Raw genomic sequence first — 25,924 nt, 5'->3', positions numbered from 1 at the left:
GTCATAGTGAAAGCTCTAACAAGAAAAATTGCCCGTTTCGCCATTACCCTGCTGCTGGTGATCATCGCGATTGTCCTGATTTTCCGCGTCTGGGTGTTTTATACCGAATCCCCGTGGACGCGTGACGCCAAATTCACCGCTGATGTTGTGGCGATTGCGCCTGATGTCAGCGGCCTGATCACCGACGTTCGCGTCCGTGATAACCAGCTGGTGCAGAAAGACCAGGTGTTGTTCACCATCGACCAGCCGCGTTACCAGAAAGCGCTGGAAGAGGCGGAAGCGGATGTTGCCTACTACCAGGCGGTGCTGAGTGAAAAGCGCCGTGAAGCTGCGCGTCGTAATCAGCTAGGCATCTCGGCCATGTCGCGTGAAGCGATTGACCAGGCCAACAGTGATTATCAAACCACGGAACACCAGCTGGCGAAAGCCGTCGCCACCCGGGACCTGTCGAAGCTGGACCTGGAACGTACCACGGTAAAAGCACCCGCAGCGGGCTGGATCACCAACCTGAATGTTTACACGGGTGAGTTTATTACCCGCGGTTCAACGTCGGTGGCGCTGGTGAAGCAGAACTCCTTCTATGTGCTGGCCTACCTGGAAGAGACCAAACTGGATGGCATCCGTCCGGGTTATCGTGTCGAAATTACACCGCTGGGCAGCAACCATGTCCTGCATGGCTCGGTCGACAGTGTGGCCGCTGGTGTAACCAACAGCAGCAGTACGGTTGATGGTAAAGGGATGGCGACGATTGACTCCAACCTTGAGTGGGTACGTCTGGCACAGCGTGTGCCGGTGCGAATTCACCTTGACCAGCAGCCGGGTAACCTCTATCCGTCGGGTACCACGGCGACCGTAGTGGTCACAGGCGCGCAAGACCGTCAGGATAAAGATATGTCACCGCTGATGAAGCTGATGCATCGCCTGCGCGAGTTTGGTTGAGGCGGGGCGAATGATGCAGTGGTATCGTCTGCGCTTTCCCATCAAACTGACTTTTGCCATTTTACTGGCGCTGTTTGTCGGCTTTGAATTTAACCTGGAAACTCCGCGCTGGGCGGTGATGACGGCAGCTATCGTTGCCGGGGGCACCGCTTTTGCCGCCGGGGGTGACCCCTTCTCCGGTGCGTTGCGCCATCGCGGCATGTTGCGCATTATCGGCACCTTTATTGGCTGCATTGCTGCCGTGGTGATCATGGTGGCCACCATTCGTGCGCCCGTGGTGATGTTGCTGCTGTGCTGCATCTGGGCGGGTGTCTGCGTGTGGGTTTCTTCACTGATGAAGGTGGAAAACTCTTATGCACTGGGCCTGGCGGGCTACACCGCGCTGATTATCGTGGTCAGCGTGGATGCTAACGGCTCGCTGCTGCTGGCCCCGCAGTTTGCCGTTGAGCGCTGTAGTGAAATCATTATCGGTATTGTCTGCGCTATTCTGGCTGACATGCTGTTCTCACCGCGTTCGATTAAACAGGATATTGATCGGGAAATTGATGCTCTTCTGGTTGAGCAGTACCGGTTGATGCAGCTCTGCGTGTCACATGCGGACAAAGATGAGGTTGATAAATGCTGGGCGGGGCTGGTACGCCGCACCACCGCGCTGAACGGTATGCGCACCCATCTGATGATGGAGTCAGGGCGCTGGCAGAAAGTGGATCGCCGTCTGCGCGTATTGAATACCCTGTCGCTGACGTTGATTACCCAGGCCTGTGAAACCTTCCTTATCCAGAACACCCGGCAAGAATATGTTCCTTCCCAGTTTCATCTGTTCTTCGAAAAGCCGGTTAATAATATTGCGGATATCCATAAGCGGATGAAAGTGATGCGCAGGGTGATTACCGCCAGCGGCAGTAAAAATACGCCGACGACCATTCGCACCTGGGTGGGGGCGGCCAGTCGCTATCTGCTGCTGCTGAAAGGGATCCACACCAATAGCCGTATCAGCCGCATAGAAGAAGATCTCCTGAATGCGGAACCCGTAGTCAAAATGCGTTCGGCTGAAAACCGTCATGCGTTGGTTAACGGCTTACGTACGTTTGTCGCGATTGCCGTTGGTTCACTCTTCTGGCTGTGGACCGGTTGGACCTCCGGCAGCGGTGCGATGGTGATGCTGGCAGTGATTACCTCACTGGCGATGCGCACGCCCAACCCGCTCATGGTCGCCAAAGACTTTCTCTACGGCATGATTGTCGCTATTCCTCTGGGGTCACTGTATTACATGGTGGTGATGCCAAATACCCAGCAAAGTATGCTGCTGTTATGCATCGCTCTGGGTATCATCGCGTTTATCTGCGGCATTCTGATCCAGCGGCGGCAGATCGGTACGCTGGGGGCGCTGGTGGGGACCATTAATATCCTGACACTGGATAATCCGATGAAGTTTGAAGTCAGCTTGTTTCTCGACAGTGCGCTCGGCCAGGCGATCGGCTGCTTTGTTGCCTTGCTGGTGATCCTGCTGATACGCGATACCTCGAAAGCACGCGTCGGACGGACGCTACTTAATCGCCTGATGTATGCTGCGGTCTCTGCGCTGACGACTAACCCGGCACGGCGTAAAGAGAACCACTTGCCTGCGCTCTATCAGCAACTCTTTATGCTGCTGAATATCTTCCCCGGTGACATCGACAAATACCGGCTGGCGCTGACGCTGATCATTGGTCATCAACGTATGCGTGATGCCGATGTGCCCGTAAATGCCGATCTCTCTGCGTTCCACAAGCAGATGCGCCATACCGCTGACCGGGTTATCTCCTCCAGCAGTGAAATCAAAAAACGCCATTACTTTGAACGCTTGCTCGCAGAGTTTGAGATCTATCAGCAAAAGCTGGAACAGTATGACGCCCCGATCGGTGTGACCGAGCCGGTTGCACGACTGGCTGCGATGCTGAAAAAATATCAGAATACCCTGATCGAGATTTGATCACCTCGCTGACAGCATCCGCTGTCAGCGCTTTTCCTTGCCTGATTCCTTTCTCTGATGCCACTCCGTCATAAAACGACCGTCATTTGCCATCTATACTTATTGCCAGGCAAATGAAAACCGTATCAGGAGACAACGATGGCCCTCTCAACGCTTAAGGATAACGAACTGTTTCAGACTGGCTTTCTGGTCAATGGCCGCTGGCAGCAGGCGACGAGCACCTTTGACGTGCTCAACCCCGCGACCGGGGAAGTGATTGCTCAGGTGGCAAAAGCGGGCAAAACAGAAACTGAGCAGGCCATTGCGGCAGCGGCAGCGGCTTTCCCGGGCTGGCGTGCCCAGACCGCCAAACAACGCGCTGAAATTCTGCAACGCTGGTATCAGCTTATCCTTGAAAACAAAGCCTGGCTGGGGCGTCTGATGACCGCCGAACAGGGTAAACCATTAAAAGAGGCAGAGGGCGAGGTGGAGTATGCTGCCAGCTTCATTCAGTGGTTTGCTGAACAGGCGAAGCGTGCGAATGGTGAAATCATTCCTCCGGCAAAGCCGGGCAGCCGCATTCTTGCCACGCGTGAACCTGTTGGGGTGGTTGCCGCCATTACACCGTGGAATTTCCCCATGGCCATGCTGACTCGCAAACTGGGTCCGGCGCTGGCTGCTGGCTGTACCGGCGTGATCAAACCCGCTAATAACACGCCGCTTTCTGCCTTCGCCTTGCTGGCGCTGGCGAAAAAAGCGGGCGTGCCCGATGGCGTTCTGAATGCAGTCGCCGGCGATACGCAGGCGATCAGTGATGCCATTATGGCGAGCAATCAGGTGCGGAAAATCTCCTTTACCGGTTCCACACAAGTTGGCAAGTTGCTGATGCGCAATGCGGCCGAGACGCTGAAAAAGGTTTCAATGGAGCTGGGGGGCAACGCACCCTATATCGTCTTTGACGATGCGGATATTGATGCGGCGGTGAAAGGGGCGATTGCTAATAAATTCCGTAATGCCGGGCAGGTCTGCGTCAGCGTGAATCGCTTCTTTATCCATAACCGTGTTTACGATCGCTTCGTTAGTCAACTGGCGGAGGAAGTGAAAAAGCTGAAGGTGGGTAACGGGATGGAAGAGGGCGTGGTGATCGGGCCGCTAATAGACGCCTCCGCACTTAAAAAAGTCGAAGAACATGTTAACGATGCCGTGGCACAAGGCGGCAGGCTGGTGACCGGTGGTGCGCGTCATGCGCTGGGGGGGAATTTCTGGCAACCCACCGTGATTGCGGAAGCGAATGAAACCATGAAACTGGCCCATGAAGAGACCTTCGGTCCGGTGGCCGCGTGCTTCCGTTTTGATACGGAAGAAGAGGTCGTCCGCCGGGCGAATGATACCGAGTTTGGTCTGGCCGCCTACTTTTATACACAAAATCTGCAGCGGGTATTCCGCGTCTCTGCCGCGCTGGAAAGTGGCATGGTGGGAGTGAATGAGTGTGCGGTCTCTACTGAGTTGGCGCCGTTCGGTGGCGTCAAAGCCTCCGGTCTGGGGCGGGAAGGTTCGGTTCTGGGGCTTGAGGAGTTTATGGAAGTCAAAGCCCTGCATATTGGTGGGCTGTAGCCCTACGCCCGGTTGTGTGTCCTGCGGAGCAGCCAGCATGAGAAAAGAGAGTTTCGATTTTAATGTGATTGTCGACCAGGCGCATTTCTACCGCCAGTTCAGTGAACGGTTTGCATTAACGGCGAGTGTGATAAGCGATTTGGATAGCCTGTGGGATGCCATCATTCAGCCGCAGGTGCCGCTACCGCTGGAGATTGAGTTTATCCATCTGGGAAGTGGTCAGAAACGACGATATGGCGCACTGATTTTGCTCTTTGATGAAGCGGAAGAGGAACTTGAGGGCCAGCTCCGCTTTAACGTCAGGTAAAAAGGGCAAAAAAAGGGCCCCGGCGAACGGGGCCAAAAAGGTCGTCTGGCCTGCCCATCATGGGCAGTGCATTGACGAGGAATTACTTATAGAGCTCGGCGGTGGCGTGCCAGCTGTCCTGATTACGTGCTTCAATAATGCGATAAGCACTGGCACCTTCACGATCGGCTTTTTGTGACAGCTGCTGACGAATATCCGACGGTGTACCCGCCACGCCACTCAACGTAATTGTCCCCGCAGATTGCAGATTTTCAGCCTGTTGGCTGTTGACCAGCTGTGCAGCAGATGCGCCAAAGCTGACGACAGAAAACAGACCCAATGCAGCGATGGTTGTTTTAATTTTCATGATTAATCTCCTCATTGTGACCAACAACCTGCGGATTCAACATCATGACCGCAGTCATGTCACGGATGGGTGCAGCAGCACCCGATACGGTGTTATTTATACAGTTCAGCGGTGGCGTGATAGTTACCGTCGTTACGTGCTTCGATGACACGGTAAGAGGTTGCGCCCTGCTGGTCCGCTTTCTCTGACAGCGCATGACGGATATCCATTGGCGTTCCGTTGATGCCGCTGACGCTTGCGGTTCCGGCAGATTGCAGATTCTGGCTGGCGACCTGCTCATTGGTCACCAGATTCGCGGCGCTGGCGCCGAATGACAGAACAGAAGCAAGACTCAATGCAGCGATGGTAAAAGTGGTTTTCATGATGATGACTCCAGAATTAGGGTTTCGCGGTAACCGAAAGGGCTTAAAAGCGTTTTTTATACTTGGGGTTACCGTATTTCATTAATTAATTAACTAATAAATAGACGTCCAGGTGACTGACTGAATTATTTGTACAATTCGGCTGTCGCGTGCCAGTTACCGTTCTCATAGTCTTCGATAACGCGGTAAGCGCTGGCGCCTTTCTCAGTTGCTTTATTATTCAGAGCCTGATGGATATCCATCGGCGATCCGGCGACACCGCTAACGCTAATGACGCCGATAGATTGCAAATTCTTAGCCTGATCGGCGTTAACAGATTCAGCGGCAAAAGAACCAAATGACAGCGCAGATAACACGCTCAATGCAGCAATAGTAGTTTTAACGTTCATGATACTTTCCTCGTCAACTGTTTTTATCTTTTTACGTACTGTGATTTGCATCACGAAAACAAGTATAGATCTAATAACGTAAAAAATTAATAGCACGCTAATAATTTTTTGTTGGGATTCTTCTGGCGTTATGGCATTTTTAATAACCAGCCGTTATAAAAAACGCTTATATTTTACCCGCCCCCTGTTAAATACGTGTAAAAACATCGCACTGCGTGACATTAGCGATTTGTGCGCTTATTAGGGGTTGATCACATTGCTGAAAGAATTTTTGGCAGTGGTAGCCGCAAGGAGCCGGGTGAGAAGGGAGTGGGATATTCTGCTGTTGGTTGTTTTATCAGGGAAATAAAAAAGGGCCGATCAGTATCAGCCCTAAGTAAAATGCATGGCCAGCGGGTGTTGCCGCCAGGTTAACGCCAGTGGTGCCTTATAACTCTTGCTCGAAGAGTACCAGCACCGCATCGTAGAGTTGCTTCACCGAGAAGGCGCGTGCAGGCGTAATAAAGATGGTGTCATCTCCGGCGATGGTTCCAAGAATACCTTCTGCTTTACCCAGTGAATCCAGCAGGCGTGCAATCAACTGTGCGGCACCCGGGCTGGTGTGAATCACAACCAGTGCATCGTTAAAGTCGATATCCAGCACCAGGTTTTTTAGCGGACTGGTGGTGGTCGGCACGCCCAGTTCTGCTGGCAGGCAGTAAACCATCTCCATTTTTGCATTGCGCGTGCGCACTGCGCCGAACTTCGTCAGCATACGTGACACTTTCGACTGATTGATATTCTCGAAGCCTTCTTCTTGCAGTGCGCTGACAATCTCGCCCTGCGAGCTGAATTTTTCTTCCTTGAGTAAGGCTTTGAATGCCTTGATCAGGTCTTCTTGTTTTGATGGGTTACGCATAGGTTACCGATAAAAGGGGGTTATCAAGGGATACCCTCAGCGGGATATTACATTAATATGCAATAAAATGAATGTTTATGCAAATGAGAAATCGGGCGCGGAGCCATTCAAGGCCGTCTCCGCAACAGTTTACCAAATTTTATCGGCGAAAAAAAACGTGCTGACGCCGTGCTGAAATGCGCACTTTGTGAACACTTTGTTATAATGTTGAGGTTGTTCCACAACGCGCTAAAGGTGTAATGTAACGCCCAATCACGATGTATTTGTATACTGATTTCCCGGCACATGTAATGTTCAAAAAATAATAAGGAGTTTAGGATGAAAGTTGCGGTCCTCGGTGCAGCAGGTGGTATTGGTCAGGCTTTGGCCCTCCTGCTTAAAACTCAGCTTCCGGCAGGCTCAGAACTCTCCCTCTATGATATCGCTCCGGTTACCCCCGGTGTCGCGGTTGATTTAAGCCATATCCCTACAGCAGTCAAAATTGAAGGTTTCAGCGGTGAAGATGCGACTCCTGCGCTTAAGGGTGCTGACGTAGTGCTGATTTCTGCTGGTGTTGCACGTAAACCTGGTATGGATCGTTCAGATCTTTTCAACGTAAATGCCGGCATTGTGCGTAATCTGATTGAGCAGGTCGCCTCAACCAGCCCAAAAGCACTGATTGGTATCATCACAAACCCGGTCAATACCACGGTAGCGATTGCTGCTGAAGTGCTGAAGAAAGCAGGTGTTTACGACAAAAATAAACTTTTTGGTATCACGACCCTCGATATCATTCGTTCGAACACATTTGTTGCTGCCTTGAAAGGCAAGCAGCCTGAAGAACTCAATGTGCCGGTGGTTGGTGGACACTCCGGCGTGACGATCCTGCCATTGCTGTCGCAGATCCCTGGCGTGACATTTACCGAGCAGGAAGCCGCTGAACTGACGAAACGTATTCAGAATGCGGGTACTGAAGTGGTCGAGGCAAAAGCGGGTGGCGGCTCTGCAACTTTGTCGATGGGCCACGCGGCTGCGGTCTTTGGTTTGTCTCTGGTGCGTGCTCTGAAAGGCGAAAGCAACATTGTTGAATGTGCTTATGTTGAAGGAGATGGCGAGTATGCGCGTTTCTTCTCACAGCCGTTGCTGCTGGGCAAAAACGGTATTGTCGAACGTCGTCCGATCGGTGCACTGAGTGCGTTTGAACAGCAGTCGCTGGATGGCATGCTGGACACGCTGAAGAAGGATATTACTCTCGGCGAAGAGTTCGTTAAGTAACTTACCCCTTCATATATGGCACCCGTAGCGGTGCTGTTCACCCCGGCTCTGTCCGGGGTGGATGTCTGTCAAACTACTGCGTCTGATTCTCTTCCGGGTATTCCTGAACCGTGACTGGCAGCGTCATCTTTTTACCCTCACGGCTGATTTCTACGTTAATCACCGTTCCCGGGCGTATTTCCGCCACCTGATCCATCGTTTCCAGCGGTGAAGCCGCCTGAACGTTGTTGACCCGGGTAATCGTGTCATTGACATGAATACCGGCAATATCGGCGGGCCCACCAGCTTTAACATAGGTAACGACGATACCCTGAAGCTGAGGGTGCTCTATTCCTGTCTCCAGCCCACTGGAGCGTCGGAATTCCTGGCCCGTGATACCGATATAGCCACGGATCACGCGACCATCGCGGATCAGCTTTTCCATCACCTTAGTCGCCAGTTTGGTGGGGATAGCAAACCCCAGCCCTTCCGGTGTTTCACCGTTGCTACTTTTATCAAACGATAGCGTATTAATCCCCATCAGTTCACCCAGAGAATTAATCAGCGCACCGCCAGAGTTGCCACGGTTAATCGAGGCATCTGTTTGCAGGAAATCCTGATGACGGGAAGGGCTGAGGCCAACGCGCCCCGTGGCACCGATAATGCCCTGGGTGACGGTTTGTCCGATGTTGTAGGGGTTACCAATCGCCATTACCAGGTCGCCAACGTGTGCGACTCGTTGCGGGTTGATGGGGATCACCGGCAAACTGGAGGCATTGATTTTCAGCACGGCCAGGTCGGTCAGCGTATCTGACCCGACCAGCATGGCTTCAAAGGAGCGTCCATCCTGCAGATTAACGATAATCTGACTGGCATCATTAATCACATGTTTATTGGTCAGGATATAGCCACGAGGATCCATTATGACGCCTGAGCCCAGGACATCTGTTGAGCCGCTGGCGCTGTGGTTATAGACATAGACCACGGCAGGTGCCGCGCGGCGGACCCCGGCATTGTAACTGACAGGTTCTTCACTGGTGGTGCTGGTACTGGAGCTGGAGCGCGGCAACAGGTCGCCCCCAAGCCTGAGGCTCGGTACGGCTACCAGAAGAATACCGGCCACAATCAGGCCAAAGATCACTGAACGCAAAATTTTAAGAAACATGGTCTTAAGCGGTGAATGAAAGAACGACTGGCAGAATAGCATGAGTTACGCAGACACAGTAGCCCGTGTCTGCGCAAGAGGGTTAAGGCAGGAGCAGGTAGATATTCTCTTCACCGCGCATCACGCTCAGTGCCAGTAGCGGTGGTTTTGCTTCCAGCAGTTTACGCAGTTCGGCCAGGTTCTGAACTGGCGTACGGTTGACGCCAACAATCACATCGTCTTTCTGCAGACCAAACTGGGCGGCGGGAGTCGATTTCTCAACCTCATCGACTTTCACCCCTTTGGTGCCGTCTTTGGCCGCTCCATCACTGAGTGTCGCGCCCTGTAAAGCTGGCGTTGTCAGCTCTGCGCCAGCGCTACTCTGGGTGCTGTTATCCAGCTTCACAGTTACGGTGAGTGGCTTAGCATCACGTAACAGGCCGATCTTCACATCCTGGCCCGGCGGGGTGGTGCCGATTTTCACCCGCAGTTCCGCAAAGTTGGCGATGGCTTTACCGTCGACGCTGGTAATGATGTCACCGGCTTTGATGCCTGCTTTGGCCGCGGCGGACTGGGGTAATACTTCGTTGACGAAAGCGCCACGTTGAACGTCGACATTAAAGGCTTTCGCCATCTCAGCGGTCATCTCGGTGCCTTTGATTCCCAACTGGCCACGCTTAACTTCGCCAAACTGGATCAACTGCTGTGCAAGGCCCATCGCCATATTACTGGGGATAGCAAAGCCAATGCCGATATTGCCGCCGCTGGAGGCCAGAATAGCCGTGTTCAGGCCGATCAGTTCACCATTGAGATTCACCAGCGCTCCACCGGAGTTACCCCGGTTGATGGCCGCATCGGTCTGGATAAAGTTTTCCAACCCTTCCAGGTTCAGCCCACTGCGCCCCAGGGCAGAGACAATTCCTGAGGTGGCGGTCTGACCCAGTCCAAACGGATTACCGATCGCAACGGCAAAATCCCCGACTTTAAGCTGGTCAGAGTCGGCAATTTTAACTTGCGTTAGCTTCGTGGCGCCATTGAGCTGGATGAGCGCAATATCGGTCTGCTCATCGTGGCCAACCAGTTTGGCATCGAACTCGCGGCCGTCGCTCAGCTGCACGCTGATTTTGTCTGCGCCGTTAACCACGTGGTTATTGGTCAGCACGTAACCTTTTGCCGCATCAATGATCACACCTGACGCCAGTCCTTCAAACTCTTGTGATTTTTCGTCACCTTGTGCACCATCCTGGCCGTTCTGTTCGAAGAAGCGCTTTAACTGCTCGGGGATCTGTTGCTGTTTGCTGTCGCTCTCGGTTCCCTCAACGTGAACGCTGACCACGGCAGGCAGAACTTTTTCCAACATCGGTGCCAGGCTCGGCAACGGTTGTCCCTGAATCTGGGAAGGCAGCGATGCCTGGGTCGCAGGGACCACGGCCAGATTGACGCCAATACTTAATGCCAGTGCGCTTAACAGAAATGATTTCTTCTTCATCGGGACTCAGCTCTCGCTACCAGGGGAATAAATAAAGGTGTACCCGGAATTGCAGGCTATATGTTGAGTGATACAGGTATGACCGTTCAGAAACGAGAGGGTGCCAGGCACCCCCAATAAAAATTATTTGGCAGCGCGATCGCCACGCAGCAGGCCAGAAGCGCTGTCCGGGTAATCACGCGGCATTTGCACTGGCACCTGATCGTTATCCGCTTCGGATTCGGTCAGCTGATAGGCAAACGGGTTTTTTTCACCCGGCAGGTTTGGCAGCAAGTCGTTCGACCCTTTCGCCATATGCTGATACAGCTGGCGATAGTCGCGAGCCATATTGTCCAGCAGCTCTGCGCTGTGGGCAAAATGATTCGTCAGCTCTTCACGATAGTCAGCCAGCTCGGCTTTACTCTTTTCCAGTTCATACTGCAGGCTGCGTTGCTCACGCAGTTTCTTATTGCCGAAACGCATGGCGACCGCACCAATAATAATCCCAACCACTAACCCAATAAGCGCATATTCCCAGGTCATAATAACTCCCATATTGTCTTCGTTGTTCCGTAGGGCCTTTCCAACTCATACCCGCCACTATAACCGCTAATCTCACGGAAGTGGAATCCTGCGGCAGCTTCGCTTAGTGTAGAACGACTTTTTTTTCGACAATCAACCACCCGGCAAGACCATTTTTCAGGGAATGTGACAACATTATGCAAACGATGTCTCCTCTGGCGCTGTATCAGCAGGCGCTGGAAAACGGCGAGTATCAGGCCGATGACGTACAACGTGCCGCGATGACCCGCTTAGACGGTATCTATCAGGCATTAACCCGTATCAGCCCGCCCGCATCCGCTGCCAGCGGTGGGTTATTCGGTAAGCTTAATAAGCTGCTGGGAAAAAGTAAAAATGATGTTCAGACACCTGCGCGTGGTCTGTATATGTGGGGCGGCGTTGGGCGTGGCAAGACCTGGCTAATGGATATGTTTTTTCGGGCTATTCCTGGCGAGCGCAAGCAGCGACTGCACTTCCACCGCTTTATGCTGCGGGTGCATCAGGAGTTGACCGAGTTGCAGGGCCAAAGTGATCCGTTACAAATCGTTGCCGATCGCTTTAAAGCCGAAACGGACCTGCTGTGTTTTGATGAGTTTTTTGTCTCAGATATCACCGATGCCATGCTGCTTGGCACACTGATGGAAGCGCTATTCAGTCGGGGTATTACGCTGGTTGCGACATCAAACATTCCCCCGGACGATCTCTATCGTAACGGTTTGCAACGGGCACGTTTTATGCCTGCCATTGAGATGATTAAACAGCATTGTGAAATCATGAATGTGGATGCGGGGATTGATTATCGCCTGCGCACGCTGACGTCTGCACACCTGTGGATGACGCCGTTGGGTGAAGAGACGTCAAAAGAGATGGAACGGATGTTTGTCGCGCTGGCGGGTAAGCCGCGGGAACATCATGAGCCGCTCGAGATTAACCATCGTCAGCTGCCCACGCTGGGAATGGCAGAAGGCGTGCTGGCGATGAGTTTTCTTACGTTATGTGGGGAAGGACGTAGCCAGCATGACTATATTGAACTGTCGCGCCGCTTCCACAGCGTATTGCTGTATGATGTGCCGGTGATGATTTACAAGACTGAAGACCAGGCTCGACGTTTCCTGGCGTTGGTGGATGAATTCTACGAGCGTCATGTGAAGCTGGTGGTCTCGGCAGAAACATCACTTTATGAGATTTACCAGGGTACGAGGCTGAAGTTCGAGTACCAGCGCTGTGTCTCCCGCTTACAAGAGATGCAGAGCGAAGAGTACCTGCGGCTGCCGCATTTACCCTGAGCCTCTCATTACGGTGACGTGATGGTAATTTTATCGTAGAAAACGTTCGCTCTTTGCGTGCGAGTTCTCTATAATCTTGCGACCCCACGTTACAGCAAAGGTTTTTTTCCCAAAACTCTTTGTGTTCCAGTAACTCTATCCGAAGGGGTGGGCTTGCTGGTCAAGATGGTCGTGTGAGCTCCAACCGTTTATTCAAGCGTTTGGGATTTCACCAACGTGTAACTTAATTTGGGTAAGCTTTTAGATGAAAACTTTTACAGCTAAGCCAGAAACCGTCCAACGTGACTGGTATGTTGTTGACGCAACAGGCAAAACCTTAGGTCGTTTAGCGACCGAACTGGCTCGTCGTCTGCGCGGTAAGCACAAAGCGGAATACACTCCGCACGTCGATACTGGTGATTACATCATCGTTCTGAACGCTGAGAAAGTTGCCGTAACCGGTAACAAGCGTACTGACAAGATTTATTACCATCACACCGGCTTCGTCGGTGGTATCAAGCAAGCGACCTTCGAAGAGATGATTGCTCGCCGTCCTGAGCGTGTGATTGAAATCGCGGTTAAAGGCATGCTGCCAAAGGGCCCGCTGGGCCGTGCTATGTACCGTAAACTGAAAGTTTACGCGGGCAACGAGCACAACCATGCGGCACAGCAACCGCAAGTTCTTGACATTTAATCGGGATTACAGGCAATGGCTGAGAATCAAAACTACGGCACTGGTCGCCGCAAAAGCTCTTCCGCACGCGTCTTCATTAAGCCGGGTAGCGGTAACATCGTTATCAACCAGCGTTCTTTAGAACAGTACTTCGGTCGCGAAACTGCCCGCATGGTAGTTCGCCAGCCGCTGGAACTTCTGGACATGGTAGGTAAATTTGATCTGTACATCACTGTTAAAGGTGGTGGTATCTCTGGTCAGGCTGGTGCGATCCGTCATGGTATCACACGCGCTCTGATGGAGTACGACGAGTCACTGCGTGGCGAACTGCGTAAAGCAGGCTTCGTTACTCGTGATGCTCGTCAGGTTGAACGTAAGAAAGTCGGTCTGCGTAAAGCACGTCGTCGTCCTCAGTTCTCCAAACGTTAATTTTTTCTGCTCAGGCAGAATCGATTATCGGAAAACCCGGTGCCTGGCGCCGGGTTTTTTATTTTCTTCTAGTGCAAAAAGCGCGAAACACACACCGCTTTACCATTTTCCCCTGCAATTCCGTCTGCGACCCCCCACAAGCTGACTAAAATCTGGTAGACTATGTGTCACTTTGTGCCCATTGGCCGGGCAATGACGCGTGTATCCTGTGTACCAGGAATCGGTCAATCTTCGGGCTGGTGGCAATGATGAGTCGCCACGTGGATGGCTATTCGCAGTAATTTTCTCGATAAACTTGGAGGTTTACATGGCTGTCGCTGCCAACAAACGTTCGGTAATGACGCTGTTTTCTGGTCCGACTGACATTTTCAGCCACCAGGTACGCATTGTACTGGCTGAGAAGGGTGTTAGTGTCGAGATCGAGCAGGTTGAAACGGATAACCTGCCGCAGGATCTGATCGACCTCAACCCGTACCGTACCGTACCCACCCTCGTTGATCGCGAGCTGACGCTGTATGAATCGCGCATCATCATGGAATATCTGGACGAGCGTTTCCCGCATCCACCATTGATGCCGGTGTACCCGGTAGCGCGTGGTGAAAGCCGCCTGATGATGCACCGCGTCGAGCAGGACTGGTACAGCCTGATGCGTAAAGTTGAAAACGGTACCGCGCAGGAAGCTGAAGCGGCACGTAAGCAACTGCGTGAAGAGCTGCTGGCAATCGCTCCGCTGTTCGCACGTACGCCGTTCTTTATGAGCGAAGAGTTCAGCCTGGTTGACTGCTATCTGGCTCCGCTGTTGTGGCGTTTACCGCAGATGGGTATTGAGCTGATTGGTGCGGGTTCAAAAGAGCTGAAAGGCTATATGACGCGTGTCTTCGAGCGTGATTCCTTCCTGGCTTCCCTGACTGAAGCAGAACGTGAAATGCGCCTGCATACGCGGGGCTGATTACGATGGAAATGTCCCAACTTACCGCACGTCGTCCTTATTTGCTGCGCGCTTTTTATGAGTGGTTGCTCGACAACAATCTCACGCCGCATCTGGTCGTCGACATTAATTTGCCCGGCGTGATGGTGCCCCTGGAATACGCCCGCGATGGTCAGATCGTTCTGAACATTGCGCCGCGTGCTGTGGGCAATCTTGAGTTGGGCAATGATGAAGTTCGCTTCAGCGCCCGTTTTGGCGGTGTTCCTCGTCAGGTTTCCGTGCCATTAGCGGCGGTACTGGCGGTTTACGCCCGTGAAAACGGCGCGGGTACCATGTTCGAACCTGAACCGGCGTATGACGAAGCGGGTGAATTCGAGGCATCTGGCGGGCAGGATGTTGCCCCGGAAACGGTGATGTCGGTGATCGATGGTGATCGTCCCGATGACAGCGTTTCTGACGATGAGGGCCCTGATGATGAGCCGCCTCCGCGCGGTGGTCGTCCGGCGCTTCGCGTTGTGAAATAAAAAACGGGCCTGATGGCCCGTTTTTTTTATCCCTGTCTCTGGAGCGAACCGATGTTACGGTTCGCCTCACTTCTCTTAATAGACATCGCGCAGGTAGCGTTTTTCTTTCTTCAGCTGATCGACGTAATCTGCTGCACGTTCCGCAGACATCCCACCAAACTGAGTAATCACCTGATAAAGCGCCTTATCGACGTCTTTAGCCATGCGTGAAGCATCGCCACAGACATAGAAGTAAGCCCCTTCTTCTAACCAGGCAAACAGCTCTGCACCCTGTTCCAGCATGCGAGTCTGCACGTAGATTTTCTCAGCCTGATCGCGTGAGAAGGCTAAGTCCAGGCGCGTCAGTAAACCACTTTCCTGCCAGGTATTCAGTTCATCCTGATAGATATAGTCGTGTTCCTGATGCTGATCGCCGAAGAACAACCAGTTTTTGCCTTTAGCGTTTAACGCTTCACGCTCTTCAAGGAAAGCACGGAACGGGGCAATACCGGTACCTGGGCCAATCATGATCAGCGGAGCATCATTATTGGACGGCACGCGGAACGCTTTATTCGGTGAAATGAAGATCGCAGGTTTTTCACCTCGTTTAACGCGCTCAGCCAGGTAAGTTGAGCAGACGCCGTTACGTGCACGGCCTGCGCTGTGATAACGAACGGAAGCGATGGTCAGATGCACCTGATTAGGGTGTGCTTTCTGACTGGACGAAATGGAGTAAGCGCGGTGCTGCAACGGACGCAACAGGGCAACAAACTCAGGAATACTCAGTGAACGAGTCACATCCAGCTGCAGCAGGTCGAGGGTATCTTTACCCCACAGCCACACACCCAGCGCATCTTTATCGTCATGCTGTAAGACATGACGCAGCTCCTGGTTGGTGGTGTTCTGGCCAACCCATTCGATCAGCTTGCGTGAAGGTTCAGAGATCTCAAACTGGTAGGTCAGCAGGTCGCCCAGACTTCTTTCAAAGCCAGGAACGGGTGTATCGTAGTCTGATTTCAGCTGCGTCAGCAGCAGAGTGACGAGTGCCGGTTCGTTGACCGGGATAACACCCAACGCATCACCCGCTTCGTACTTCAGACCACTGTCGGTCAGATCAAACTCGAAGTGACGAATATCTTTGCCTGAGTTCTCACCGGACAGACGCTTGTTCGTCGCCAGTGCAGCAGCGTAAGGGTTGTTTTTATTGCTGCCAGGGATGACTGGCGCTTCGGGTGCGCTCTCCAGGGCATTACCGCTGCTGCCTGCGCTGGCAGCAAACTGTGGCATGGAGCTGGCGATCCATTCGTTAGACGGCTCTTCATAGTCGATATCGCAGTCGATGCGGTCATAGACACGTTTTGCGCCCAGCTGCTCAAGACGCATATCGATAAATTTACCTGCCTGACAGAAACCGTCGTAGCCTGTATCGCCAATCGCCAGTACCGCAAAGTGCATCTGTTCCAGACGTGGAGCTGTGCTGGCAGAGATAGCCTGCCAGAACAGCTGCGCGTTATCTGGCATTTCACCTTCACCGTAGGTCGAGGTGATCACCAGCACGTGACGCATGGTCGCGAACACGTCGATATCGACTTCGCCCAGACCCTGAACGACAGGCACCAAGCCTTTCGCACGCGCTGCTTTCGCGGCGCTCTGTGCTAATGCTTCCGCATTACCCGTCTGGGAACCAAACAGGATGTGAAGCTGGGTCGTTGCTGCGGAGGCGGCAGAGCCTGCCGCCTGCGGCTGATTTTCCAGCACCAGCAGGCGTGAATGTAAACCAGCAAGGAAGCCTGCCAGCCAAAATTTCTGCTCACCATTAAACGGTGCATCTTCAGGAATATAAGGAATCTTCATCGCTTTTATCTACTCAATCCCGTTTGAATACTCGTTATAGAATATTAGTTTCTGTTCTTATCAATAATCAGGCTAATTTGCCGACTGCGGCAGCCAGTTCAGGCAGTGCAGCACGAGCAAACAGCTCTTCAAAGTCAGGCAGTCGTCCCAGTACTTCTCTGTTGCATGCATCCTGATACATGATCCAACCGTACGTCGCCAGACTGTCCATTGAACGGATGTTACGTTGCGTCAGCGCGGCTTTATAATCGGTCATGCGCTTCGCACCAATCAGGCAGGAAAGCTCTTCATCACTGTAGCTTTCAATGGCCGCGCGACCGTGGCGCTGCAACTTGCTGATCAGCGTGAAATCCTCGGTCATCAGCAGGTTACGCACCGCTTTCTCAACCGCCGCGTCTTCCACTGAAGTACCTTTCGGCAGACGCGAAAGTGCCAGCTGTTGCGCAGAGCTGAGGACGGTGTAGTTGTTTAACAACACCAGCATCTCGGGGGTATCCGTTGCGCCGTAGCCCGGAACCGCACCATTGGCGATGGCTTTACCTTCACGCCATGCCGCTTTAAATTTCGCGACCTGATGACCGGCAAGTGCGGTAGAGAGTTCTTCAAGCAAATCCTTACGGGTTTTCGCTTTCAGAATTTCAGCACCATCCTGATACAGCAACAGGGAACGCGGCATCACGTAAACGAAATGCTGGCTCTCTGTTTCCCAGTGATCAAGCAACCACTGAGCACGCGGAGAAGAGGTCGCTTCCAGATGCCAGTTCAGCATGGTCAGTACCGCTTCTTTATGAACGCGTGCCATCTCGTTGTCATCGGTGATGGAACCCAGCATCACGGAATCACCGGCAGCAGAACCCGCCAGCGTGCCGTACGGGTCGTACTGGTAGGCGAAACCGCCGCTCATGCCATTACCAAACCCAGTACCGTACGTACCAAGGTTAAGCACCGCACCGTTCGTCATATATTCGCAGCAGAAATCACCGACGCCTTCAACAACCGCAGTCGCACCGGAGTTACGCACGGCAAAACGGTCACCCGCCTGGCCTTGTGCGTACAGACGCCCGCCGGTGGCACCGAACAGGGCAAAGTTACCGATCAACACGTTGCCTTCCGCGTCCTGTGAGCCGCCGCCAGGCGACATCACCACAATCTCCCCGCCGCACTGGCCCTTACCCACACCGTCGTTACAGGTGCCGTAATGTTCCAGGCGCATGCCATCGTTACAGAACACGCCGTAGGACTGGCCAGCAGAACCGGAGGTAGAGATAGTGATCGTCGCCGGTGCCAGATAGCGGCGCCCGCGATCGTCCAGCAGCGCGGCCGGAATACGGCTCAAATGCTCAGCGTTCAGTGTATGGTTCAGCAGGCGCTCAATGTCGATAGCCAACTGACCGCCCACGCTCTTGTTACGGTTGTTCAGTGTGATCCCTGCGCCGAGCTTGATCTCAGTGGATCCCTGGCTGACCAGTTGATCGTTCAGCAGATCAATCCAGCCGTTATCCAGCTCAAAATCTTTTTCCAGATAGACTGGACGGGCGATTTTCAGCTCGGGCACTACGGTCAACATGGCACGCAGATCCAGTTTGCCGACTTCCAGTGGGTGATCCATCAGGTGCAGCAGATCGGAGCGGCCACGGGCTTCGCGCAGTGAGCGCAGGCCGAGACGCGCCAGCATTTCACGCACTTCATGCGCAACGTTGATAAAATATTGCGCCAGCTGGCGCGGATCGCCATCAAAGGCTTCGGCATTGGTGGTCAGGCCTGCCGGGCATTTCACGTTACAGTTTTTCGCCATCACACATTTCAGCATCATCAGTGCAGTGGTACCGAACTCGAAACTGTCACCGCCCAGCAGCGCGGATTTCACTACGTCGCTACCTGTCTGCTGTGCGCCAGAGCAGCGCAGCAGCACTTTTTCACGCAGGCCGTTGGCACACAGCGCCTGATGCACTTCGGCGATGCCGATTTCTGCCACGCGCCCGGTGTATTTCAGGCTGGTGACCGAGGCTGCCCCGGTTCCCCCGGTGTTACCGGCAACGTTGATGACATCGGCACCGGCTTTCGCCACGCCAACGGCAATGGTGCCGATACCTTCAGAGGAAACCAGTTTGACGATGACACGCACACGCGCCGCTTTACAGTCGTGGATCAGCTGCGCCAGATCTTCAATCGAATAGGTGTCATGGTGCGGAGGAGGTGAAACCAGCTCCACGCCCGGTGTACCACCACGTGCCGCCGCGATTTCTACCGTCACTTTGGCTGCCGGTAACTGGCCGCCTTCACCCGGTTTTGCGCCCTGGCCAATCTTGATTTCCAGCTCTTCGAGCATAGGGTCAGCCAGATAGGCGGCCCAGACGCCGAAACGACCGGATGCCAGCTGCTTGATACGTGAAGCACGAATGGTCCCATGGCGTGAGTAGTGTTCACCGCCTTCACCGCAGTTACTCATGCCGCCCACCATGTTGGTGCCGTGAGCAACGGCTTCGTGTGCCGGGGCGACCAGCGCACCGTGGCTCATCGCGCCAGAGGCAAAGGTACGGGTAATTTCGTGAGCGGGCTGCACTTCACTCAATGGCAGTGCCGGAGAGATCGTGAAGATGCGTGACAGATAATCTGCTGCTTTTCCGGTTGCCGTCAGGTGCAGAGCATCCGCCGCCACTTCGACATGCTGAATCGCGTCACCAAAGCGTTTTTTCAGGACGACGGAGAGCGTGGTCAAACGGTCATACTCGCTTTTCAGGCCGACGATGGCATCAGTCAGGCGCAGCGTAAACCGATCGTCGCTGCCTTCTGTCGCTTCACACTCCAGCCCACGCACGGCAAAGCCGTTGTTGACCAGCGAGTAGCGTCCCAGCTTACGGGTGAATTCTGCTTCACTGTCCACGTGCGTTAAGTCTGCCGGCAGGGCGAGAATATCACGCAGGGCCGCCGGGCGACGTTTACGCTCTTCCAGCATCAGGCTGGAGAACTGGCGGTAATCAGCGGTGATGGTGAAGTTATCGATCACCTCATTCGGGATGCGTTCGAAGCTGCTGTCAGTAAAGGACTTCGCTTTGATATTGAAGGCATTATCCAGCTTGGCCAGCGTCATCAGGCGGATAAAATTATCCTCCTCACGGGCTTTGTCGGTAAAGCGGATAGGCTGCTCAGTCATATCGATAAAGGTACGTACGGCAATGGTTCCGTAAGAGTGGCCTGCACCTTCTGCACGCTCTTTAAACAGCCCCAGCAACGGTACGTCAGACTCGCCCTGAATGCGCAGCGCACTCTGGTGCCAGTCAACGGCCATCTGCGCGATGGTGGCAAAGCCAGCGCCGCCCACCGGGGTTTTGATATTCGGGAAATACTTCTTCAGCACGCGATCTTCGGTATCCAGGAAATTCGGTTCAAAGAATTCGCCACAGCTGTAGCTTTCAACGGTACACAGACCCACTTTACCCATGGTTTTCATCAGGGCTTTTTCAGCGGCTTTGGCATAGCGTTTAAAGGCTTTATTACCTTCTTCGCCTTCACCGTACTTCTCTTCAGCACGCATCTGAACGCCGAGCGGATAAACCGCCGAAGCACCGAAACCGAGGGTAGCGGCAATGTGATGTGAAGAGATGCTCTGACCGCTTTCCACCACCAGTGAGACATCAAGACGAAGGCCTTCCTGCACCAGGCGTTGGTTGATCGCCGACACCATCAGCAGCATCGGGATAGCCGCACGCGTCGAGGAAATATGGCGGTCAGTAATAACGGCGATGCCGCCCTGTTCACGGGCAAAATCAACCACATCCTGCGCCAGGGCATCAATGGCTTTTTCCAGCGCATCAGCATTGGCCGCACGGCTTTCAAGATCGGTTCCGATAACTGGCTCGTAGAGCATTTCAAAACGGGCATAAGGTGCCACGGTCTGCTCGCGCAGCTGCAGCATATCCAGATGCGTCAGAATCGGTGTTGGAACCACAATCTGGTGGCCTTTACTGCGCCCGAGATGCGGTTTAGCGCCTAATGCTACGCGCAGCGTCATGCCGTCCACTTCACGGATAGAATCCAGCGGTGGGTTAGTGACCTGGGCAAAGCGCTGGGAGAAGTAGTGCGCCATGCCGCCTTCGTGATCGGACAGGGCGTTAATCGCGTTGCCGTAACCCATCGCTGAAATTTTCTCAGCGCCGGTGGTCAGCATCGGATCCATCATGAATTTGAAGCTTTCCTGGTTGTAGTAGTAAGCCACAAAACGCTGATAGGTTTTGAGGTCACCGCTGTAACGCAGAGGCGAGCCTTGTTGCTCTGCCGGAATAACCGGGAGTTCCTGTAATGTGACGCGCGACTCTGCCAGCATAGCCGGATAGTCAGCCACCGCAGCCAGTTTCTCCAGCGCTTCGATGGTGGTGTAGCTGCGTTTTTCACTGTGATCGTAATAGAGCATCCCGCCCGCTTCGATACGGCCACGGCGCAGTACGCTTTCCGGTGGGAAGGCGATCTGGCCCGCTTCCGACATCGCACCAATATATTCAGCGGTTTCGACAGAACGCAGGGGACGCAGCCCCAGACGGTCAAGACGCGCACCAATCACTTCGCCGTTACCGAAGATCAGAGCGGCCGGGCCGTCATTCTTCTCTTCGTACAGTGAGAAATATTCCAGCATCGCACGTACTTCAGCAGACAATGATGGATCGTTTTCCCATGCTGGCGGCATCATCGATACCACGGCGGTGATCAGGTCCAGGTTATCTTCCATCAGGCGGCTGTGGATGCTCTGGTCAAGACGGGAGCTGTCTGACTGGCCTTTTGGACGCACGATCTTCTTACCGCGTGCCAGCGCAAGTGCAGATTCTGCAATGCGGTTTTTACGGTCAGTGTTCAGTTCACCGTTGTGCGCCATCAGGCGGAACGGCTGTGCCATGGTGGTGTGCGGGTCGGTATTGGTGGAAAAACGGGTATGGAAGAACAGACCGCGCACCTGGTGGTCAGCATCGGTCAGATCCTGGAAATAAGGAATCACTTCATTGGAGTTCAGACGTGCTTTAAATACCTGCGTGCGCGAGGAAAGCGACAGCGGATAGAGTCCGCCAAATTCACTTTCAGTAAAGGCGCGGGCTTCGATGTCCAGCAGGGCACGGTAAATGCGTTTTTCAAAATCAATCTGGTTAGTCACATCGGCCGGGGCAGTAAACACCCATTGCGCGATAGGCAACTGGAACTGAATCGCCGCCGGGCGCAGCACGCTGTTATCCAGCGGCATATCGCGCTTAACGATGATCGTCAAATCATAGGCGGCCAGCGTTTCTTCGACCAGGCGCTCGGCGTTGGCTCGTAGCGCACTGTCTTTCGGCACAAAGAAGTTACCGACGCCATAACGGCCCGCTTCCAGCGGCAATCCGGTAATTTTGCGGAAAAAGTGCAAAGAGAGGTCAACGTTGACGCCAGCGCCATCACCCACGCCTTCGGCTGACATACCCCCGCGATGAGGAACGGTGCACAGGGCATTGTGTGCCATCTGCAGAACCTCATGAGTTTGCTCGCCGTCCTTACGAGTAATGAAACCTACGCCACAGCTATCACTGTCTTTTGATGGATCATACAAGCCATAGGGATAAGGTTTTGAGTTGGACATTGAGGGCCTCCTTAAACTGCTTTTGACATTACCACTGTTCTTCAGGCACAGAGCGCTACGGGCAGTCTTCTCTGGCTCTGTATCATTTTATGCCGCTAAAACGCAGACACCGTGACTCCGAACATTCCATTGATGGACATTTGTTTAAACGTCCTTGAATGAGTTGCTCACGAAATTCCGGGTCTCAAATTGGAGATAACTTGCATCACGAGGGAGTCTACTTGCTGCATAGATATGCCGAGACACTGGCCCGTTAGGAAAGCTTCCAGCGGATTTCCAACTTATCGGGAAAGCGTACTCAGGTCAAATAGCGATCTTACTTATACCTTTTAGCGTGTTTTGTGAATTATCTTCATGATAAATAACAAAATAATGCCATATTTTAACCCTATCGACCCATGCATGAAGGCACAGGAAGTGTGAGCTGACTCACTATAGGGCAGCGGGCAAATCTCTGCACCATGCTGGTGCCGGGGTTATTGGCAGCAGAATGTGCTGTTAGGCGCTTGATAACCGCAGGAACACACTGTTTTTGGCGAGTGGGGTTATTTGAATTAAACAGAGGGGTGTCATTAGTAAAATTAATCATGCCAGGTGTGATTAATATTTCATTAATTGTGAATGATTATTCGTTAGGTGTGACGAGAGACTGCGAGTAAGGCTGACCATCGCTATGAAAAGTATCAACAAGAGAAAGGCGCGCTGAATCCAGAGCGGCCCTACAGATTATGCAGTTATAAAATTTAGTCAATATCTTAAAGGGTAACTTTTTGCTGAGAGGGAAAAAAAGTTTTTATTGTCGGCCACCCTGGTGAGAGCATTGCCAGGCCTGGTTTTGCCGCCAGTACCAGTCTCAGGCCGCAGGGCGCGGAAAATCCCGTCATAACCCGCTGCGGGCTGTGGGTGCTGCTGCACTATTAGTGTGCAGGTTTCTGACCCAGCGTGGGGAGATAGCGCGTTGGTCTTTTGTTCAATTCCGGTATGATTGCCGCTATCCGACTGGAAGGAATCCTTTATGAAACAAATTCGGTTATTAGCGCAGTACTACGTTGATTTGATGGTCAAACTGGGGCTGGTGCGCTTCTCGTTGCTGTTGGCATCGGCGCTGGTGGTACTGGCCATGATTGTGCAGATGGCCGTCACTATGGTGCTGCGTGGTCATGTCGAAAGTATCGATATGGTACGTTCGGTATTTTTCGGTCTGCTGATTACGCCCTGGGCGGTTTACTTCCTCTCGGTGGTGGTGGAGCAACTGGAAGAATCGCGTCAGCGTCTTGCCCGGCTTGTCGATAAGCTTGAAGAGATGCGTAACCGTGATTTGGAACTTAATCAGCAGATGCAGGGTAATATTGTCCAGTTAAATCAGGAGATTACTGACCGTATTAAAGCCGAAGATGCACGCCTGCAGGTGGTGGCGAAACTGAAAGAGGAGATGGTGCGGCGTGAAGAAGCGCAAATCGAACTCGAACAACAATCCTCTTTCCTGCGTTCATTCCTTGATGCCTCCCCTGATCTCGTGTTCTACCGCAATGTTGACCAGCAGTTCTCAGGCTGTAACCGCGCGATGGAATTGCTCACGGGCAAAAGCGAAAAACAGCTTATCGGCCTGTCTCCAAAAGATGTCTACGACGACGACGCAGCGACCAAAGTGCTGGAAACTGATGAGAAAGTCTTCCGTCATAATGTCTCCCTGACTTATGAGCAGTGGCTGCAATATCCTGATGGGCGCAAGGCCTGTTTTGAAATTCGGAAGGTGCCTTATTACGACCGCGTAGGGAAACGTAGTGGGCTGATGGGCTTTGGACGCGATATAACCGAGCGTAAGCGTTACCAGGACGCGTTAGAGAATGCCAGTAGGGATAAGACGACCTTTATCTCTACTATCAGCCACGAGCTTCGTACGCCGCTTAATGGCATTGTGGGTTTGAGCCGTATCCTATTGGATACCCGCCTCAACCAGGAACAGCTGAAGTATCTTAAAACCATCCATGTTTCCGCTATTACACTGGGTAACATTTTCAACGATGTGATTGAGATGGACAAAATCGAGCGCCGCAAAGTGCAGCTGGATAATCAGCCTATTGATTTCACAGGGTTCCTGGCCGATCTGGAAAACCTCTCCGGTTTGCTGGCTGAGCCAAAAGGGCTGAAGTTTGTGCTGGCGCCCTCGCTCCCGCTTCCCCACAAAATTATTGCTGATGGCACACGCCTTCGTCAGATCCTGTGGAACCTGATTGGTAATGCGGTGAAATTTACCCAGCAAGGGGAAATTGTGGTGCGGGTTGGCTATCAGCAGGATGACTGCCTGTGCTTCGAAGTCGAAGATTCTGGCATGGGTATCCCGCAGGATGAGCAGGACAAAATTTTTGCCATGTATTACCAGGTGAAGGATCAGCGTGGCGGCAAGCCTGCGACGGGCACGGGGATTGGACTGGCGGTATCCCGCCGCCTGGCTCAAAGCATGGGAGGCGACATCTGCGTGCATAGCGCGCCTGGTCAGGGTTCCTGCTTCACCCTGACGCTCAACGCACCGCGTGTGATCGAAGACCTCGAGGATGAACAGCAGGAAGAAGATTTGCCACTGCCCGCGCTGCACGTGCTGCTGGTGGAGGATATTGAGTTGAACGTTGTGGTTGCTCGTTCGGTGCTTGAGAAGCTGGGTAACAGCGTAGAAGTGGCGATGACAGGGCAAGCTGCACTGGATATGTTTGACCCTGACGAGTTTGATCTGGTGTTGCTGGATATCCAGCTACCCGACATGACCGGACTGGATGTGGCGCGCATCATCCACCAGCGTCATGCCGGAGAGCATCTGCCACCGCTGGTGGCACTGACGGCGAACGTCCTGAAGGATAAACGTGAATACCTTGATGCGGGTATGGATGATGTTCTGAGCAAGCCATTGGCCGTTCCTGCACTCACGGCGATGATCAAAAGATACTGGGATTTCCAGGCAATCGATCTACCTGATGCACCGGAGTTCAATATGGATGAGAAAGAACTGGCGTTACTGGATGTGCCCATGCTTGAACAGTATATCGAGTTGGTCGGGCCGAAACTGATCCATCAGAGCCTCGCGATGTTCGAACAGATGATGCCGGGTTACCTGGCGGTACTGGATTCCAACATGATGGCGCGCGATCAAAAAGGCATTGCGGAAGAGGGCCACAAAATTAAAGGTGCTGCGGGTTCCGTAGGGCTGACACATTTGCAGCAGGTTGCAAAACAGATTCAAAGCCCTGAGCTGCCTGCATGGTGGGATAACGTTCAGGAATGGATTGATGAGCTTAAGCACGAGTGGCGCAATGACGTGGAAGTGTTACGGCAATGGGTTACGGACGCTGAAAAAAAATGACCCCGACCGAAGCCGGGGTGCGCGAATACTGCGCCAACACCAGGGAAAAAGGTCCTCCTGAGCTATTCTGATAAGAATCGTCGAGAGCTCAGGTTTAGGTATTGGG

General features: G+C 53.2%; 20 protein-coding genes. 11 read left to right on the top strand and 9 right to left on the bottom strand.

The window, feature by feature from the left end; translation table 11 throughout:
• Positions 1-6 precede the first annotated feature (6 nt).
• The 4 genes from aaeA to FY046_RS11750 all read left to right on the top strand — a co-directional run bounded on the left by aaeA (position 7) and on the right by FY046_RS11750 (position 4,811).
• The gene (gene aaeA / locus FY046_RS11765) at positions 7-939 is read left to right on the top strand and encodes a p-hydroxybenzoic acid efflux pump subunit AaeA (protein WP_133844151.1); all 933 of its coding nucleotides are present in this window, start codon (positions 7-9) and stop codon (positions 937-939) included.
• A 13-nt stretch (positions 940-952) separates the two neighbouring features.
• Entirely contained in the window at positions 953-2,911 is a 1,959-nt protein-coding gene (gene aaeB / locus FY046_RS11760) for a p-hydroxybenzoic acid efflux pump subunit AaeB (protein ID WP_374760136.1), read from the top strand.
• 138 nt (positions 2,912-3,049) lie between these two features.
• Positions 3,050-4,504 carry an NAD-dependent succinate-semialdehyde dehydrogenase gene (locus FY046_RS11755; RefSeq protein WP_133844147.1) on the top strand — a complete coding sequence of 485 codons (1,455 nt, stop codon included), beginning with the start codon at positions 3,050-3,052 and terminating at the stop codon, positions 4,502-4,504.
• 37 nt (positions 4,505-4,541) lie between these two features.
• Positions 4,542-4,811: a barstar family protein gene (locus tag FY046_RS11750; RefSeq protein WP_133844145.1), complete on the top strand. Its 270-nt coding sequence runs from the start codon at positions 4,542-4,544 to the stop codon at positions 4,809-4,811.
• Between the two features lie 82 nt (positions 4,812-4,893).
• Here FY046_RS11750 and yhcN (FY046_RS11745) read toward each other — a convergent pair whose 3' ends face one another.
• The 4 genes from yhcN (FY046_RS11745) to argR all read right to left on the bottom strand — a co-directional run bounded on the left by yhcN (FY046_RS11745) (position 4,894) and on the right by argR (position 6,806).
• Positions 4,894-5,157 carry a peroxide/acid stress response protein YhcN gene (gene yhcN, locus FY046_RS11745; RefSeq protein ID WP_133844143.1) on the bottom strand — a complete coding sequence of 88 codons (264 nt, stop codon included), beginning with the start codon at positions 5,155-5,157 and terminating at the stop codon, positions 4,894-4,896.
• A gap of 92 nt (positions 5,158-5,249) precedes the next feature.
• Positions 5,250-5,519 (bottom strand): peroxide/acid stress response protein YhcN, encoded by a 270-nt coding sequence (gene yhcN, locus FY046_RS11740; RefSeq protein ID WP_446186059.1) that lies wholly within the window; start codon positions 5,517-5,519, stop codon positions 5,250-5,252.
• Between the two features lie 125 nt (positions 5,520-5,644).
• Positions 5,645-5,908, bottom strand: a complete 264-nt coding sequence (gene yhcN / locus FY046_RS11735) for a peroxide/acid stress response protein YhcN (protein WP_133844139.1) — start codon at positions 5,906-5,908, stop codon at positions 5,645-5,647.
• A 427-nt stretch (positions 5,909-6,335) separates the two neighbouring features.
• Positions 6,336-6,806, bottom strand: coding sequence for a transcriptional regulator ArgR (gene argR, locus FY046_RS11730; protein WP_133844137.1), 471 nt, complete (start codon positions 6,804-6,806; stop codon positions 6,336-6,338).
• 318 nt (positions 6,807-7,124) lie between these two features.
• Between argR and mdh the strand changes: the two genes are divergently transcribed.
• Complete coding sequence (gene mdh, locus FY046_RS11725) at positions 7,125-8,060, top strand: malate dehydrogenase (protein ID WP_133844135.1); 936 nt, start codon at positions 7,125-7,127, stop codon at positions 8,058-8,060.
• A gap of 73 nt (positions 8,061-8,133) precedes the next feature.
• Here mdh and degS read toward each other — a convergent pair whose 3' ends face one another.
• From degS to zapG, 3 genes are all read right to left on the bottom strand, one after another.
• Positions 8,134-9,204 carry an outer membrane-stress sensor serine endopeptidase DegS gene (gene degS / locus FY046_RS11720; protein WP_133844133.1) on the bottom strand — a complete coding sequence of 357 codons (1,071 nt, stop codon included), beginning with the start codon at positions 9,202-9,204 and terminating at the stop codon, positions 8,134-8,136.
• A gap of 82 nt (positions 9,205-9,286) precedes the next feature.
• Positions 9,287-10,672, bottom strand: coding sequence for a serine endoprotease DegQ (degQ, locus tag FY046_RS11715; RefSeq protein WP_159337314.1), 1,386 nt, complete (start codon positions 10,670-10,672; stop codon positions 9,287-9,289).
• A 123-nt stretch (positions 10,673-10,795) separates the two neighbouring features.
• Entirely contained in the window at positions 10,796-11,194 is a 399-nt protein-coding gene (zapG, locus tag FY046_RS11710; protein WP_133844129.1) for a Z-ring associated protein ZapG, read from the bottom strand.
• A 176-nt stretch (positions 11,195-11,370) separates the two neighbouring features.
• On the opposite strand from zapG, the gene zapE reads away from it, so the two are divergent.
• The 5 genes from zapE to sspB all read left to right on the top strand — a co-directional run bounded on the left by zapE (position 11,371) and on the right by sspB (position 15,031).
• Entirely contained in the window at positions 11,371-12,498 is a 1,128-nt protein-coding gene (zapE, locus tag FY046_RS11705) for a cell division protein ZapE (RefSeq protein WP_133844127.1), read from the top strand.
• 244 nt (positions 12,499-12,742) lie between these two features.
• Positions 12,743-13,171: a 50S ribosomal protein L13 gene (gene rplM / locus FY046_RS11700; RefSeq protein ID WP_056231094.1), complete on the top strand. Its 429-nt coding sequence runs from the start codon at positions 12,743-12,745 to the stop codon at positions 13,169-13,171.
• Between the two features lie 15 nt (positions 13,172-13,186).
• Positions 13,187-13,579, top strand: coding sequence for a 30S ribosomal protein S9 (gene rpsI / locus FY046_RS11695; protein ID WP_004168023.1), 393 nt, complete (start codon positions 13,187-13,189; stop codon positions 13,577-13,579).
• A 307-nt stretch (positions 13,580-13,886) separates the two neighbouring features.
• Positions 13,887-14,528 carry a stringent starvation protein SspA gene (gene sspA / locus FY046_RS11690; protein ID WP_133844125.1) on the top strand — a complete coding sequence of 214 codons (642 nt, stop codon included), beginning with the start codon at positions 13,887-13,889 and terminating at the stop codon, positions 14,526-14,528.
• A gap of 5 nt (positions 14,529-14,533) precedes the next feature.
• Positions 14,534-15,031: a ClpXP protease specificity-enhancing factor gene (gene sspB / locus FY046_RS11685; RefSeq protein WP_133844123.1), complete on the top strand. Its 498-nt coding sequence runs from the start codon at positions 14,534-14,536 to the stop codon at positions 15,029-15,031.
• A gap of 75 nt (positions 15,032-15,106) precedes the next feature.
• Here the strand turns inward: sspB and FY046_RS11680 are convergent, their stop codons facing one another.
• Entirely contained in the window at positions 15,107-16,864 is a 1,758-nt protein-coding gene (locus FY046_RS11680) for a sulfite reductase subunit alpha (RefSeq protein WP_133844121.1), read from the bottom strand.
• A gap of 67 nt (positions 16,865-16,931) precedes the next feature.
• Positions 16,932-22,463 carry a glutamate synthase-related protein gene (locus FY046_RS11675; protein ID WP_446186058.1) on the bottom strand — a complete coding sequence of 1,844 codons (5,532 nt, stop codon included), beginning with the start codon at positions 22,461-22,463 and terminating at the stop codon, positions 16,932-16,934.
• A 1,015-nt stretch (positions 22,464-23,478) separates the two neighbouring features.
• On the opposite strand from FY046_RS11675, the gene arcB reads away from it, so the two are divergent.
• Positions 23,479-25,818 carry an aerobic respiration two-component sensor histidine kinase ArcB gene (arcB, locus tag FY046_RS11670; protein WP_167863383.1) on the top strand — a complete coding sequence of 780 codons (2,340 nt, stop codon included), beginning with the start codon at positions 23,479-23,481 and terminating at the stop codon, positions 25,816-25,818.
• The last annotated feature ends 106 nt before the right edge of the window (positions 25,819-25,924 follow it).

The organism is Erwinia sp. 1181_3 (assembly GCF_052824965.1).
The sequence above is the reverse complement of the archived record's forward strand: the minus strand, read 5'-3'. Positions and strand labels throughout refer to the sequence as shown.